Origin of the sequence: Paenibacillus zeirhizosphaerae (assembly GCF_030705605.1) — a bacterium.
In the GTDB taxonomy this organism is placed as follows: domain Bacteria; phylum Bacillota; class Bacilli; order Paenibacillales; family Paenibacillaceae; genus Paenibacillus; species Paenibacillus zeirhizosphaerae.
Map to the genome: position 1 here is coordinate 142,006 of NZ_JAPCKK010000030.1, position 14,320 is coordinate 156,325.

14 protein-coding genes are annotated in these 14,320 nt (G+C 50.2%); 10 read left to right on the forward strand and 4 right to left on the reverse strand.

What is annotated here, in order from left to right; genetic code table 11:
- The first annotated feature begins 127 nt into the window (after positions 1-127).
- Positions 128-739, forward strand: a complete 612-nt coding sequence (locus OIN60_RS18585; RefSeq protein ID WP_305756359.1) for a TetR/AcrR family transcriptional regulator — start codon at positions 128-130, stop codon at positions 737-739.
- A gap of 119 nt (positions 740-858) precedes the next feature.
- On the opposite strand, the gene OIN60_RS18590 is transcribed toward OIN60_RS18585, so the two are convergent.
- On the reverse strand, positions 859-1,545 hold the full coding sequence (locus OIN60_RS18590; RefSeq protein WP_305756360.1) for an NAD(P)-dependent oxidoreductase: 687 nt from the start codon (positions 1,543-1,545) through the stop codon (positions 859-861).
- A 207-nt stretch (positions 1,546-1,752) separates the two neighbouring features.
- Here OIN60_RS18590 and OIN60_RS18595 point away from each other — a divergent pair, with 207 nt between their 5' ends.
- Positions 1,753-2,331 (forward strand): TetR/AcrR family transcriptional regulator, encoded by a 579-nt coding sequence (locus OIN60_RS18595; protein ID WP_305756361.1) that lies wholly within the window; start codon positions 1,753-1,755, stop codon positions 2,329-2,331.
- A gap of 148 nt (positions 2,332-2,479) precedes the next feature.
- On the opposite strand, the gene OIN60_RS18600 is transcribed toward OIN60_RS18595, so the two are convergent.
- Entirely contained in the window at positions 2,480-3,361 is an 882-nt protein-coding gene (locus OIN60_RS18600; RefSeq protein ID WP_305756362.1) for a DMT family transporter, read from the reverse strand.
- A 377-nt stretch (positions 3,362-3,738) separates the two neighbouring features.
- Between OIN60_RS18600 and OIN60_RS18605 the strand changes: the two genes are divergently transcribed.
- Entirely contained in the window at positions 3,739-4,641 is a 903-nt protein-coding gene (locus tag OIN60_RS18605; protein WP_305756363.1) for a LysR family transcriptional regulator, read from the forward strand.
- Between the two features lie 5 nt (positions 4,642-4,646).
- Here the strand turns inward: OIN60_RS18605 and OIN60_RS18610 are convergent, their stop codons facing one another.
- Positions 4,647-5,525, reverse strand: a complete 879-nt coding sequence (locus OIN60_RS18610) for a DMT family transporter (protein ID WP_305756364.1) — start codon at positions 5,523-5,525, stop codon at positions 4,647-4,649.
- Positions 5,526-5,703: 178 nt separating this feature from the next.
- Here OIN60_RS18610 and OIN60_RS18615 point away from each other — a divergent pair, with 178 nt between their 5' ends.
- The 6 genes from OIN60_RS18615 to OIN60_RS18640 all read left to right on the forward strand — a co-directional run bounded on the left by OIN60_RS18615 (position 5,704) and on the right by OIN60_RS18640 (position 11,286).
- Entirely contained in the window at positions 5,704-6,936 is a 1,233-nt protein-coding gene (locus OIN60_RS18615; protein ID WP_305756365.1) for an aminopeptidase, read from the forward strand.
- Between the two features lie 97 nt (positions 6,937-7,033).
- On the forward strand, positions 7,034-8,068 hold the full coding sequence (locus OIN60_RS18620; protein ID WP_305756366.1) for an agmatine deiminase family protein: 1,035 nt from the start codon (positions 7,034-7,036) through the stop codon (positions 8,066-8,068).
- A 48-nt stretch (positions 8,069-8,116) separates the two neighbouring features.
- Positions 8,117-8,992, forward strand: coding sequence for an N-carbamoylputrescine amidase (aguB, locus tag OIN60_RS18625; RefSeq protein WP_305756367.1), 876 nt, complete (start codon positions 8,117-8,119; stop codon positions 8,990-8,992).
- A 78-nt stretch (positions 8,993-9,070) separates the two neighbouring features.
- Entirely contained in the window at positions 9,071-9,205 is a 135-nt protein-coding gene (locus OIN60_RS18630; RefSeq protein WP_305756368.1) for a CysS/YqeB C-terminal domain-containing protein, read from the forward strand.
- Positions 9,202-10,134 (forward strand): LysR family transcriptional regulator, encoded by a 933-nt coding sequence (locus tag OIN60_RS18635; protein WP_305756369.1) that lies wholly within the window; start codon positions 9,202-9,204, stop codon positions 10,132-10,134. The genes OIN60_RS18630 and OIN60_RS18635 overlap by 4 nt, the downstream gene beginning before the upstream one ends.
- A gap of 15 nt (positions 10,135-10,149) precedes the next feature.
- The gene (locus OIN60_RS18640) at positions 10,150-11,286 is read left to right on the forward strand and encodes a 5-methyltetrahydropteroyltriglutamate--homocysteine S-methyltransferase (RefSeq protein ID WP_305756370.1); all 1,137 of its coding nucleotides are present in this window, start codon (positions 10,150-10,152) and stop codon (positions 11,284-11,286) included.
- Here the strand turns inward: OIN60_RS18640 and OIN60_RS18645 are convergent.
- Positions 11,283-12,206: a DNA-3-methyladenine glycosylase family protein gene (locus OIN60_RS18645; protein WP_305756371.1), complete on the reverse strand. Its 924-nt coding sequence runs from the start codon at positions 12,204-12,206 to the stop codon at positions 11,283-11,285. The genes OIN60_RS18640 and OIN60_RS18645 overlap by 4 nt on opposite strands.
- A 277-nt stretch (positions 12,207-12,483) precedes the next feature.
- Between OIN60_RS18645 and OIN60_RS18650 the strand changes: the two genes are divergently transcribed.
- Positions 12,484-14,304, forward strand: coding sequence for an assimilatory sulfite reductase (NADPH) flavoprotein subunit (locus OIN60_RS18650; RefSeq protein WP_305756372.1), 1,821 nt, complete (start codon positions 12,484-12,486; stop codon positions 14,302-14,304).
- Positions 14,305-14,320 lie beyond the last annotated feature (16 nt).

The following is a 14,320-nucleotide window of genomic DNA, read 5'->3' on the forward strand; positions in this document are numbered from 1 at the left end:
TGCGCACTGTCAACGGTCAATTGCATGGACTTGCAGGCCCTTGCCCGATGGATTGGCAGCGATCCGTAACGTGTGTTATGATAATACATAGTTTGAAAATTCGACATGAAGGCGAGGTGTCTGACGGATGGGACGTAACCGCGAGTTTGATGTGGATCAGGCACTGGAAGCGGCACTTAGCGTGTTTTGGCGCAAAGGCTACGAGGGTGCGTCGTACACCGACCTGACGCAGGCCACGGGTGTCGAACGACCCGCGCTCTACTCGGCGTTTGGCAACAAGGAAGCTTTGTTCCGCCGCGCGCTGGCGCGCTATTACGAGCACTATCTGAATTTCTTCCCGGCGGCGCTGGAGCAGCCGACCTCGCGGGAGGTGGCCGCACACATCCTCCACAGTGCAGTTGCACTGCATACCCGTTACCCGGATCGTAAGGGATGTCTAGGAATCCACGGTGCCTTGGCCGGCTCGGACGATGCTGAACCTATTCGACGTGCCTTGATTGATGCGCGTGCGGACGGAGAGGTGGCGCTGCGTGATCGCTTCGAACGGGCAAAACAGGAGGGAGATCTGCCGGAGACTGCTAATTCTGCTGTGTTAGCTGTATTCGTGATGGCAGTGACCCACGGTATGGCTGTTCAAGCCAAGGCCGGTTTCAGTCGCGACATGTTAGAGGCTGTTGCTGAACAAGCGCTCTCCACGTGGCCAACCGGCAGTTCCACACTTTCTGGAAAGTCATCCTAAGTTTTTCGCGTTTTGTTGGCGGGACCCCAAATATAAATTGCAGGGGATCGGCGATTGCTTTTTGTTATTGGGAATAAGTGGGCTGTTATGATCTGCAACGGTGGAAATTTGCTGTCAGTTTATCGTCCAACATTAACGATCTTCCTGCCCCACGTTGGCTCACTCGTCGCCGCTCGCACAAGGCTGTCGGCGCAGTCTGCGAAGGGTAGCGGCCGGAACGGAGCGGTGCGTGCTGACGGACCTGCTGTATAGTTCAGAGTGGCAGCCGCGTTACTCAGCCCCGGCGGTCGTACAATGACCCAATCCAGATCGCTCCGCTGCACCGCGTGCTCGGCAATAGCCTTATCCTTGATCGCCTTCGAGAAGATGCGGCGATGAATGCTTAACGCCCACCGATTGCCCGTGGAAAGCTCCTTCCCGTCGCTCAAACCAATGCCGCTCTGCATGACTAGGCGCTTAACTCCAGCACGCTGGCAGGCCGCAAGAATATTCGGGATTCCCTCCGACATGACGGTGCCAGGTGACAAGTTTGCCGCCAGAACATTCAGGATCCCCTTCGACATGGCGGTACCCGGCGAGAAGTTACTGGTCGGACCTATGCAACTGATTACCACATCTGTACCGGCAATGGCTTTGGCAATACTTGGCGCGTCGAACACATCCCCCTGCCGGGTGCTGAGCCGCTCTGCGGGAGTAATGACTTCCGGCCGGCGAACCACGGCTACAACCTCATGTCCCAATTCAAGTGCCCGCTCCATCACTTTCCTTCCAGTTGCCCCTGTTGCTCCAATAATCGCAATTTTCATTGAAATGTTCCCCTCCGATAGGTGATTATAATTAACTTCATCCGTATATGGGTACATAAAATACACATTAGTGTATTAAGAAGCAGCTATGTATAATTGTAAACAGAAATAGCAAGTCTACAATTATTAAAAAGGCAGATTCCGCGCATTAGTTCACAAATCCTTTATAATTGTGTATTTATTTTCAGGAAAGCGGGTGATTCTCAAGTGTTAACGATGGATCGAAGGATACGCAAATCCCAAAAAGCAATAAAAATGGCTTTTATTGAACTGATGATTGAAAAAAAATTTGATCAGATTACGATACAAGATATTTCCGATAGGGCAGATGTTAGTCGAAGAACGATCTATCTTCACTACATGGACAAACTTGATCTGCTGGATAAGCTCATCGAAGAACATATTGACGAGATGCGGAAGCTCTGCGACTCGGCCGGCGATGACGCCGATTATATAGATACGGGGTTGTTATGGTTCGAGTATTTTGAGAGTCATTATTTATTCTTCTCTGCAATACTAGCGAGTAAAGGGGACACTTTTTTCCGCAATCGATTCCTTGAGTTTTTCCTCCAAAAGTTAAAGAATGAAGAGAACGATATGCCTGCAGGGAGCAAGCAAGGATTAACTGACGGTGAGGATGTTGACATTCAATTTTTAGGAGCGGCTATCGTAGGGGTGGTGGAATGGTGGTTCAAGAATGAAAAGCCTCATTCTCCTTCCTTCATGGCTCAACGAGTGGGATCATTGCTTGAACGGAATCTTGAAGCTGATTTCCTGCTTGCATGAAGGAAACTTCTACGCTATATCCACTTACCGAAGGGTAAACGTACTTTTAGTATGTCATGTGGGAGGTTTGTTGAATAAAAAAGGTCAAGCTTCCAGCGCGCACCGAATTTCTATCAGTGCGCGCTGTTTGGTTTATTTGTTTCAACCTTCAACCTGTATGAGCCTGCGCTGGAGCACCGGCTGAACTTGCCCGCTGATTTGCGATGAACACTCCCAATAGAATAAGCCCGGCACCAACATAACCTTGCGGCCCCATGATCTCATTCAGGAAAGCAAAAGCGAATATGGCCGAGAACACCGGCTCAAGGGAGAACAGAAAGCCTACACTTTCAGGGGTGGTGTGCTTCTGTGCAATAGATTGCATGACAAAACCATACGCACTGCAAACCAGGGCCAGACCGAGCACGGCGACCCAATGAACGGAGGTGGAGGGCAGCACGGGTTGTTCGAAAATCAGCATTCCAGCCAAACCGAACAGCGCCGCAAATCCAAGCTGATAAATGCCCAATTGCAGCGAATCCACCTCACGCACAAACCGGTTTGAAACGATAATATGAATGGCATACAGCAGCGCGGCGGCCAGACAATACACGGAGCCGATATCCAAAGCAAACCGATTGCTGCTTGTCAGCAATAACAGCCCGGCCAATACGACGATCACACCGAGGACGATTTTGTGGTTGGGCAGCTTGCGGGTGATGAAGGCCAGCAGGATAGGGACTATGATCACCGTGGTGCTGGTCAGGAAACCTGCGGAGGAAGCGGTTGTGCTTTGCAGCCCATACAGCAAGCCGGTAAAAAGGCCACATAATAATGCGCCGGATATGCAACTGTACTTTAACGTCCTGGCGTCAACCTTCCTGATTTTCGGGAAAAAGACAAGAGCAGTCACAAGGAAGGCAATTCCGCATCGGAGTGCTGTCATGTTGAAGGGGGGAATTCCCTGCACGCCCAGCTTCATCAACAAATACGATAACCCCCAAGCCAAGGATACCGTTACTAAAATCCAGTTCGCTTTCTTCTGAGTCATGATGTCCACCTTTTAGAGGTAGTTCAAAAAGTCATCTTTTGATCACGGAGGAAGTCAAGAAGCGGACTCGACATCGAATCTTGAATTCAGCCGGGCCTAAGTGGATGCTTCCGAAGCATGTTTCCTGCGGAAACATTTCAGGTGCTCACGTACCCAAAAGTACGCTCCGCTCCTCAGTCCCAGCTTCATCCAACTCCAGCGTTTTGAAAAAACGCACTTCGGAAGCATAGGCTTCGGTGCTGAAAACCTGACTTTTTGAACACGCACTTTTACTAAAATAATTGCAGCGTCTTGAATCCCATCTTAGCCAAAGGTAGTATATAAGAGAAGTGAATATATATGATTCTGAGTATTACATATTCTTATGAGGGTGTCTGATGAAAAGATCTAAATACGAGGTGTTTGTAAAGGTAGTAGAGCTCGGAAGTCTGTCACGGGCAGCGGAATACTGCAACTATTCCCAATCTGCAGTCAGCCAAATCATCCACTCCCTGGAAAATGAGCTTGGCATTAAGCTGCTCAACAGGAGCCATGCCGGGGTGTGGCTCACCTCGGACGGGGAACAATTACTGCCGTATATACGGAGTTTGAGCAGTGCTCACCATGAGCTGTCGGATAAAGTGTTTGAATTGCTAGGCATCGAAAGCGGTCTGATCCGCATCGGCGCTTTTTCCAGCGTCTCCTGCCATCTGCTGCCGCCCATCCTTAAGGATTTTAAAGAAAAGCGTCCGAATATCCGGTTTGAGCTGCTGCAAGGTGATTATCGTGAAATCGAGCAATGGATTGCAGATGGGACGGTCGATATCGGTTTTGTTGTCCAGCCCACATCCAAAGAGTTCGAGGTCATCCCGATCTTTGAAGATAGGATGCTGGCGATTCTCCCCGCAGGTCATGCATATGCCAATTATGAGCATGTGCCCTTGCAGCTTTTTGAGCATGAACCCGTCATCTTGCTTGATGAAGGCACTAAAAAAGAAGTGCTGGACATGTTCCGCAAAAATCATATGAAGCCCCGGATCGAATACCGCTCGGAGGATGATTACACGATCATGTCCATGGTGGAGAACGAACTTGGCATTAGCATACTGGCTGAGCTTGTCTTAAAGCGGAATCCATACCATATTGTTGCCAAAGAAACGCAACCGGGCTTTTCAAGGAAAATAGGCATGGCCATCAAAAATAAAAGCCAGGCATCCATGGCCGTCAGGTGCTTCCTTGATTATGTAATAGAGAATAAGGAGCGTTATATCACCAGTCCCTTAAAATATTCTGCCAGCTAATACACTTAACTTCCGAATAACCGCATGACTAAAATACCTGCAAACGCGGTGACCAAACCGGCTGTCTCCAGTCTGGTGAACCGGTCTTGCACGACAAAGCGTGTATATAGCAGGATGATGACGACATTGAGAGCGGCAACGGCCGACACAAGACCGGCTTTGCCGTAATCAAAGGCGGTCAGGATCATGATCATGCCGACTGTATTGGTGATGCCGATGCCCATTCCGAGAAGGAAGGTGTTTTGGGCAGACCAGGCAGCCTTTTGACCGGACACGGTAACCTGTTTGGCAGCTTGCTTCCGGTAATCCATTAAGCTTCCGACTCCAAAGCAGAGCGTACCGGTAAAAAACATGTAGGTCAGAGTCGGGAACATAGGTGCTTCAAGCAGAGTAGACCACTTGCCAGTTAAATCATTTCCGGCAAACAGCACCAGTGCAATCAAGCCCCATTGGGCCCCCTGCAGGTTCTGCAGTGAAATATCATTGGAATATCTGACCAGCAGCACACCGCAGATGATGATCATAAATGCGATCAACTGCGTCAGATTCAGTCTTTCACCCCAAATAAAATAAGCGCTAATGACCACCAGCACTGCTGGAAGCGCTGTTAAAACGGCAACCACGGAGGCCTTGCCGACCTTGAATCCCTGGAAAAGGCTCGCGTTGGCGGCAAAGGAGAACAATCCCATCTGGATGCCGACCATGGCCGAAGCAGTCCAATCCTGTCTCAATACAAGACTGCAGACCAGACTGATCAAGGCGCCCATAAAAAAAGTGCCGCACAGCATTAGATTTCGCTGGAGACCTTGCTGGCTGGTCCAATGGTACAAAATTCCGCGCAGTCCGAAGCATACGGCGGAAAGCAGAGCAAAAATAAGCCACACGAGCAAGAACCCCTTTCGTTTCTTAACATAGTAAAATAGTAATCAATTCATCTCCAACCATCAACCATATTATGGGGGGCGGTTTCTGTTTTGTGGCAATCCTTTGCAAGCTTTGCGCTACAGGCGTATGATGGAAAGCGGCAGTTTTTATTTTTAATTCAGGAGTGTGTACAGAGAAATGAAGGATTTTGACAAATTGCTTGAACAATATGCAGAACTGGTCGTGAAGGTTGGCGTCAATATCCAGCCTGGCCAGGTGCTGATCGTAACTTCGCCACTGGAAACGGTGGAATTAACACGGTTGATCGTGCAAAAGGCTTATCAGGCCGGGGCAAAATACGTGCAGGTTGACTTTGAAGACGAGCAGATCGTCCGCAGCCGTTATGAACATGCGGATGACAGCACTCTTGATTATTATCCGGTATGGAAGGCGGAAATGCTGGAGAAGTTTGCCGAAGAGGGGGGAGCAACTCTGTTCATTAAGGTGCCTGACCCGGAGCTGTATAAAGGCATCGATTCGCAGAAGGTTGCCCGTTCCACGAAAGCGATGGCTCAGGCAAGACGTACATATTCCAACTATACACGCAATAGTAAAATCAGTTGGTGCTTGATTAAAGCGCCGACTAGAGCTTGGGCTGACAAAGTATTTGCCGATATCCCCGAGACGGATCGTATCCGCGTGATGTGGGACACCATTTTCAAAATGAATCGTGTTGACGGCGGTGATGCTGTACAGAATTGGCACGAGCACTTGGGGCGTCTCAAGGATTCGTACGAAAAACTCAACGGCAAAAGATACAAGAGTCTCCATTACCGCGCTCCGGGCACGGATTTGCACATCCAATTGGTTGAAGGGCATATCTGGAGCGGAGGGGCAAGCCAGACCCAGCAGGGTACCTATGTGGTGCATAACATGCCGACAGAAGAGGTATTCACGATGCCCAAGCGGGACGGCGTGAACGGATATGTGACCAGCACCATGCCGCTGAATCTGAACGGTCAGCTTGTGGAGCGCATCCGGTTTACCTTTAAGGATGGGAAGGTGACAGAGTTCACGGCTGAGTCGGGAGAAGAGCATCTGCAGAATTTGCTCGCCACGGACGAGGGAGCCAGCTATTTGGGTGAGGTTGCCTTGGTTCCTCATGATTCACCGATTTCGAATTTGAACCGGATTTTCTACAATACAGGCGTTGATGAGAATGCCTCCTGTCACTTGGCTTTGGGCAGTGCTTATCCAACCAATATTGCCAATGGTACACAAATGACCAATGAAGAGCTGCTGCAGCGCGGCTGCAATGTTAGCCTGACGCATGTCGATTTTATGATCGGGTCCGCCGAGCTTGATATCGATGGAGAGCTTCAGGACGGAAGCATCGAGCCTGTTTTCCGCAAAGGCAATTGGGTAATCTAATCTTAGTTGATTGAGTCAAAGGGCAACTTATTGTATTATGTTTTAGGTGCCTGCGCTGCGGGGACCCCATTCTATAGTAAAGCGAGCCTAGAAACCTATGAATTCTGCCCCATTAAACTATACCATGCCACCTGAATGGGCTCGGCATGAAAGAACATTTATATCCTGGCCTGTGCGCGAGTCCATGGTGTATCCAGACACCCATAGCGCGGTATGTGACGGTTATGCGGAGATTGTGCGTGCCATGGCCGAATTTGAGCCTGTGACCGTCGTTGTCAACCCGGTGGATTTGGAAGCCGTACGAAAGTATAATTTTGGCCCGCAGGTCGAACTGCTGCCGGTTGAGCACAGCGACGCCTGGCTGCGTGATAATGGACCGACCTTTGTGAAGAATGATAAGGGCGAGCTGGCGGGAATCAACTGGAAGTTCAACGCGTGGGGTGGGAAGTATGCGCCTTGGGATCTGGACGATCAGGTAGCACCCCGTATTCTTGAGACCTTCAATATTTCGCGTTTCGATGCTCCTCTTGTGATGGAAGGCGGCTCCATTCATGTAGACGGGGAAGGGACATTGATCACTACGGAGGAATGCCTCCTGAACCCGAACCGGAATCCGGAGCTTTCGAAGGAAGATATTGAACAATACCTGTGCCAATATACAGGTGTCAGCGAAATCATCTGGCTGAAAAGAGGATTAAGCGGGGACGAGACGGATGGCCATGTCGATAATATCGCCTGTTTTGCCGCACCGGGCAAGGTTATTATCCAGGTATGCGATGATCCTTCGGATGAGAATTACGAGATTTCCCAAGAGAACCTGGAGATTTTGCGGCAGGCGACGGATGCACAGGGGAGAAAGCTGGAAATCATAACAATTCAGCAGCCTCCGCAAAGAATGCATGAGGATAGCCGTTTAACGTTGAGCTATATTAATTTTTACTTTGTTAACGGCGGAATCATCCTGCCGGTCTTTGGCGGCGATGCGGAAGCAACCGACCGTGAGGCTGCACAGCGCCTGTCCGAGGCCTTTCCTAACCGGAAAATCCGCACGGTGGATGGCATGGCCGTCATCACAGAAGGCGGAAATGTGCACTGTACAACACAGCAAATGCCGGCAGCCGGAACGGCTTAACCGATTGTCAAATATCGTTTTAGCGACCTATGCAGAGGGGGATGGACGTTGAGAAAGGTAAAAGTGGCGGCTACACAAATGAACTGTTCAGCCAACGTTGACGAGAATATAGCCAAAGCCGAAACGCTGGTAAGAGAAGCGGCGGCGCAGGGCGCGCAAATTATTTTGCTGCAGGAGCTGTTTGAAACGCCGTATTTCTGCCAGAAGGAGAAATCCGACTATTTTGCCTTGGCTACGGAACTGGAGGCCAACAAAGCGATCAGCCATTTCAGAAAGATAGCTAAAGAATTAAATGTAGTACTGCCGATCAGCTTTTACGAGAAGAAAAACTATGCGCGCTACAATTCTCTGGCTGTGATCGATGCAGACGGGGAAGTGCTTGGCAAATACCGTAAAAGTCATATTCCTGACGGTCCCGGTTATGAAGAGAAATTTTACTTCAACCCTGGTGACACCGGCTTCAAGGTGTGGAATACCCGCTACGCTAAGATCGGGGTAGGCATCTGCTGGGACCAATGGTACCCGGAAGCGGCCAGAGTCATGGCGCTGATGGGAGCAGAAATCCTGTTCTACCCAACCGCGATCGGTTCCGAGCCGCAGGATTCGTCCATTGATTCGAAGGATCACTGGCAGACCGTCATGCTTGGACATGCGGCAGCCAACCTGATGCCTGTTGTAGCCTCCAACCGGATTGGTGTGGAAGAGGATGACGAATCGAAAATTACGTTCTACGGTTCCTCTTTTATCGCCGGTCCACAGGGGCAAAAGGTTGCTGAAGCCGGCCGGACAGAGCAGGCTGTGCTGACAGCGGAATTTGATCTGGACGAGCTGGAAACCGGTCGGATCGAGTGGGGCATTTTCCGAGATCGCCGCCCTGATTTGTATAAATTGATTGCCACGTATGATGGTGAACAAAACGTATAAATCCGGTTTAGCAGACCTTTAAGGGTCTGCTTTTTTTATGTCGTAAATGACTATGTTGTACCCTGTTGGGAACGGGAATTGGCTGGTATACTCCTGTTATCGCCGCCACAGATTCATGCGCTGCTGCGTGCCCGGGAGCGGGCGTTAAAAGGGGATAAGAAAACCGCAAAATATTTGCGGGAAGATCTGGCGGGGGGAGAGAAACCGATTTGACACTTCAACAACTGCGGTATGCCATCGAAATAGCGAGCTGTGGTTCCATGAGTGAGGCGGCCAAAAGATTGTTCATCTCACAGCCAAGCCTTTCCAATGCCATCAAGGAGTTGGAGAACGAGCTGGGCATTTCCATTTTTGAGCGAACTAACCGCGGCATCAGCATCTCCGTTGAAGGAATGGAGTTTCTGGGATATGCTAGACAAATGATTGAGCAGGCCGATTTTATCGAAAATCGCTACAGCGGAAAGCAGCACAGCAAAATCCGTTTTGCCGTATCTACCCAGCATTATGCCTTTGCCGTGGATGCATTTGTGAGGCTGACGAAGCAAAGCGAATTGAGCGACTACAGCTTCCATTTGCGGGAGACACAAACCTATGAAATTGTGGATGATGTAAGGACCCTGCGCAGTGATGTCGGAATTTTGTACATGAGTGAACGCAACTCCAAGGTGTTGAACAAGCTTTTCAGTGACGGGAGCTTAAAATTCACGCCGCTTTTTAACACACATCCGCATGTATTCATACGTGATGGCCATCCTTTATCCGGCAGGGAGAGCATCTCGCTCAACGAAATCTCGTCGTATCCTTTTATTAGCTTTGAGCAGGGAGACAACAACTCACTGCACTTTGCCGAGGAAATGCTGAGTGCGGCCCGTATCGATAAAAGCATTAAAGTGAACGACAGAGCCACCCTATCCAATTTGTTGACAGGCACAGACGCTTATACCATCGGTACAGGGCTTCTGGCCTCAGAGCTGAACGGAAGTGCAGTCATTGCACTTCCGGTGGAGAATGGCGAAATGTTCACGGTCGGGTGGATTGCGCACAAAGAGCGCAGACCAAGCCAGATAGCGGCAGCTTACATTGAGCTGCTGAACGATCTGGTGTCCGGATATTTCTTTAATACTAATCACTTTTTACTATAGTCCAGGAGGAAATATATGCCTACATCAATCATGGGGACAAAGAGAAACACAGCGCCGTTTCGTTATGATATCGTCGGCAGCTTTCTCCGGCCAGAGAGCATAAAGGAAGCGCGACGGCGCTTGGAAGCGGGTGAAATGACCCAACAGCAGCTACTGGACGTGGAGAATGAAGAGATCGCCAGGCTGGTCGGCAGGGAACAAGAGCTTGGACTTCGTGCGATAACGGATGGGGAATTCCGTCGCTCCTGGTGGCACCTCGATTTCTTCCTTGGAATTAAAGGCACCCGTAAGATTTCACTCAACCGGGGAAACGGACGGGTCGAAGCCGGGACACGTGCGGAATCCTTTCAAATTGTGGATAAAATAGCCTATGACCAGCATCCCATGGTGGAGCATTTTAAACAGCTCCATGCCCTGGCGGGAGCTTCGGTTGCGAAGATGTGCATCCCGTCTCCGTCGCTGTTTCATTTCGTCCAGTATTATAACGGAAATGAGGTTTATGCCGACCAGGAAGAGCTTTACCGCGATATCGTTAATGTATACCGGTCAGTTATTCAAGCGTTCTACGAAGCGGGCTGCCGCTATCTTCAATTGGATGACACCGCTTGGGGAACACTGTGCAGTGAGAGGCACCGGGAGCATTTGCAATCACTTGGTATGGACCCTGACCGGCTTGCGGCAGATTATGTGCGCCTGATCAATGAAAGCATAATGGACAAACCGCAGGACATGACCATCGCGCTGCATGTGTGTCGGGGCAATTACCAATCCACCTGGTTTGCGTCAGGAGGGTATGAGGCAATAGCCGAGCAATTGTTCTCGAATGCGAAGGTGGACGCTTTCTTCCTGGAGTATGACAACGAGCGGTCAGGTGATTTCCGGCCTTTGCGTCATATCCGTGATCAGTTCGTCGTCCTCGGGCTTGTCACAACTAAGCATGGCGGGCTGGAAAGTAAAGAGCAGCTTAAGGCCAGAATCGCAGAAGCCGCACAGTATGTACATATCGATCAGCTTTGCCTGAGTCCGCAGTGTGGCTTTGCCTCGACCGAGGAAGGCAACCTGCTGTCAGAGGAGGAGCAGTGGGACAAGATTCGTTTGGTTATTGAAACGGCCAATGAAATCTGGACCAAGGAGCCACCCTGTTCTGATTAATAGAGCACCCTCCACAAATAAAAAGTCGCATAAGCCTCCCATGGTGCCCAATGGGCAGACAGATGCTGCAGCTCCCGTTTGGTCGGCTTGCGTTCAGAGCCCAGCAGTGCTTTTATCGCATTATGCAACCCCACGTCATCTATCGGAAAAGCGGAGGGAAAGCGAAGGCACCTCATTAATACATAGTTGGCTGTCCAGGGACCGATACCACGGATGGAGGTCAGCATCTGCTCCGCTTGCTTGATGTCGCCTGTCTCTAATAGCAGCTCCTTATTTAATTGGTCGTCTGCGATCCGGCGGGCGACTTCAATAAGATATTCGCTTTTCTTCGCACTGAAGCTTAAAGCCTTCAGTTCATCTACCGTCAAAGCTGCAATCCGGTGCGGAGCGGGAAAAATCCAATACGGCTCTCCTTCACACGATACGGAGCTGCCGTATGCTTCTACGAACCGCCTCTTTAATGTATAGGCGAACGCAAGGTTGATCTGCTGTCCGATGATGCCCCAGCAGACCGCTTCAAACAAATCGGGAATTCCGATGATACGGAGACCGTAGAACGACTCGGCGGCCTTGCTCAGCAACGCGTCTGACTTAGCCATTTCATAAAATGGGGCAAGATCCCTGCCCAGATCGAACCAATCATGTATATGATGTGCGATCTCCGTTCGTGACGGCTTGTCCAGGCTCTCTGTTTTTCCTAAAAACCGGACATGTAGCTGATTGCTCTCATCTGGTCCAACTTCAACCATTACGATGTCTTGTCCGGCCGGAATTGCTTTATAGACTTTGCCATTACGAATTTGCAGCATACATTCGTTAGTGCTTCTGGCAAGGTACTTCAGGTTCTCCTGGAAGCTGAATTCAACCGGCACGGTTAAAGTGACGCCATCCGGGTGGTCCGTCCAGCGGGGGCTGTTCATAGGGCTTCTTCATCCTTTCCTGCTACTGGTTTAAATCCTATATAGCTTACATATTATCATTAAATGAGAACATATGTTCAAGTTTATCTTATTACGTTATAGCAAGGCAAGCAAAATCCTCGCGTTTTACTTCATTATCAGTAGAATTGATAAAACATATAAGATGAATATAATTGACCTGCACCGCCTGCTGTGATAGGTTCAAAAGAGCGAATAAATAATTTGGATCAAAATACTTGGAATTAATATTACAGCAGCTTTGTGAGGTGGGATATCGTTGGAATTGCAAGTAACTAATAGCCCTTTTAATCAGGAACAAACGGAATTGCTGAATCGTGTGTTGCCTACGCTATCACCGACACAACGCATCTGGCTGAGCGGATACCTTACAGCCCTCCAGAGTACTGCGGCTCCGAATGCCACGGCTGAAGCCGCTCCCGAGGTATCTCTCCCAGCAGCGACCAGTGTGTCCAGGGAGGTAATGGTCCTCTTCGGATCGCAGACAGGCAACAGCAGCAATTTGGCGAAGAAAACAGCCAAGCTGCTTGAGGAACGCGGTTTTCAGGTGACACTCTCCTCCATGGGTGATTTTAAGTCGAATACATTGAAGAAGCTGCAAAACCTGCTGATCCTCGTCAGCACCCACGGTGAAGGCGATCCGCCGGATAGCGCGATAGCCTTCTATGAATTTCTGTACAGCAAACGGGCTCCGCAACTGGAAGAGCTGCGTTATTCCGTGCTGGCGCTGGGCGATACGTCCTACGAGTTTTTCTGCCAGACAGGTAAAGACTTCGACAAGCGTCTGGAGGAGCTGGGTGCCCAGCGGATCGTTCCGCGTGTGGACTGTGATGTTGATTTTGACGAGCCAGCAGCGGACTGGATGAATCAGGTGGTGCAGGCGCTAGGTCAAACTTCGACAGCAGCAGCCTCTGCCGTTTCAGCAGGCTTGGCTATTGGTGACAGTGCGGAAACGGAATATTCGCGATCTAATCCTTACTATGCGGAGGTTCTAGAGAACCTGAATCTGAACGGCCGCGGCTCTGACCGTGAAACCAGACATATCGAGCTGTCCCTGGAAGGATCAAATCTGCAGTATGAGCCAGGGGACAGCCTGGGGATTTATCCGGAAAATCACCCTCGTCTAGTGGACGAATTGATCGAGACGATGGGGTGGAAGCCGGAAGAATCAATTACGCTAAAGAATGGCGATGCGCTGGCCCTGCGTGATGCGCTGCTGCGCCATTATGAAATCACAGTTCTGACCAAACCGTTGCTTGAACAGGCAGCGCAGCTCGTACCTGACAGTGGAATCTCCAAGCTGCTAGAGCCAGGCAAGGAGCAGGAGCTGAGAAGCTATATTGAAGGCAGAGATCTGCTGGACCTTGTCCAGGATTACAGCCTGAAGGGTGTTACCGCTTCAGCATTCACAGGAATACTGCGTAAACTGCCTGCCCGTCTATATTCGATTGCCAGCAGCTCGAAGGCCTTCCCGGATGAAGTGCATCTGACGGTACGGACAGTCCGTTATGAAGCCCGTGGGCGGAATCGGTACGGCGTATGTTCCGTACAGCTTGCGGAGCGCATTCAGCCCGGCGATCAGTTGCCAGTGTACATTCAGCATAATCCGAGCTTCAAGCTGCCGGACAATACGGATGCGCCGATAATTATGATCGGCCCGGGCACGGGCGTAGCTCCGTTCAGAGCGTTTCTTGGCGAACGTGAAGAGACAGGGGCAGAAGGGAGAACATGGCTCTTTTACGGGGATCAGCATTTCAGCACGGATTTTTTGTATCAGGTGGAATGGCAGCGCTGGCTCAAGGATGGTGTCCTTACCCGCATGGATGTGGCGTTTTCCCGTGACACTGACCAGAAAGTATATGTTCAGCACCGGATGCTTGAAAAGAGCGGTGAGCTATATCAATGGCTGAAGGAAGGCGCTTATATCTACGTCTGCGGTGATGAGAAAAAGATGGCGCATGACGTTCATGCCGCCCTTGGAACCATCCTGGAGCAAGAGGGCGGGTTGAGCCCAGAGGAAGCTTCCGAGTATCTAATTCGTATGCAACAGGAAAAACGTTATCAGCGGGACGTATATTAGACGACAGTTCCTATGA

Bases quoted from the DNA above. Each gene is read 5' to 3' on its own strand.
- OIN60_RS18585 (WP_305756359.1), top strand. From the start codon at position 128: ATGGGACGTAACCGCGAGTTTGATGTGGATCAGGCACTGGAAGCGGCA.
- OIN60_RS18590 (WP_305756360.1), bottom strand. From the start codon at position 1,545: ATGAAAATTGCGATTATTGGAGCAACAGGGGCAACTGGAAGGAAAGTG.
- OIN60_RS18600 (WP_305756362.1), bottom strand. From the start codon at position 3,361: ATGACTCAGAAGAAAGCGAACTGGATTTTAGTAACGGTATCCTTGGCT.
- OIN60_RS18605 (WP_305756363.1), top strand. From the start codon at position 3,739: ATGAAAAGATCTAAATACGAGGTGTTTGTAAAGGTAGTAGAGCTCGGA.
- OIN60_RS18615 (WP_305756365.1), top strand. From the start codon at position 5,704: ATGAAGGATTTTGACAAATTGCTTGAACAATATGCAGAACTGGTCGTG.
- OIN60_RS18620 (WP_305756366.1), top strand. From the start codon at position 7,034: ATGAATTCTGCCCCATTAAACTATACCATGCCACCTGAATGGGCTCGG.
- OIN60_RS18640 (WP_305756370.1), top strand. From the start codon at position 10,150: ATGCCTACATCAATCATGGGGACAAAGAGAAACACAGCGCCGTTTCGT.
- OIN60_RS18645 (WP_305756371.1), bottom strand. From the start codon at position 12,206: ATGAACAGCCCCCGCTGGACGGACCACCCGGATGGCGTCACTTTAACC.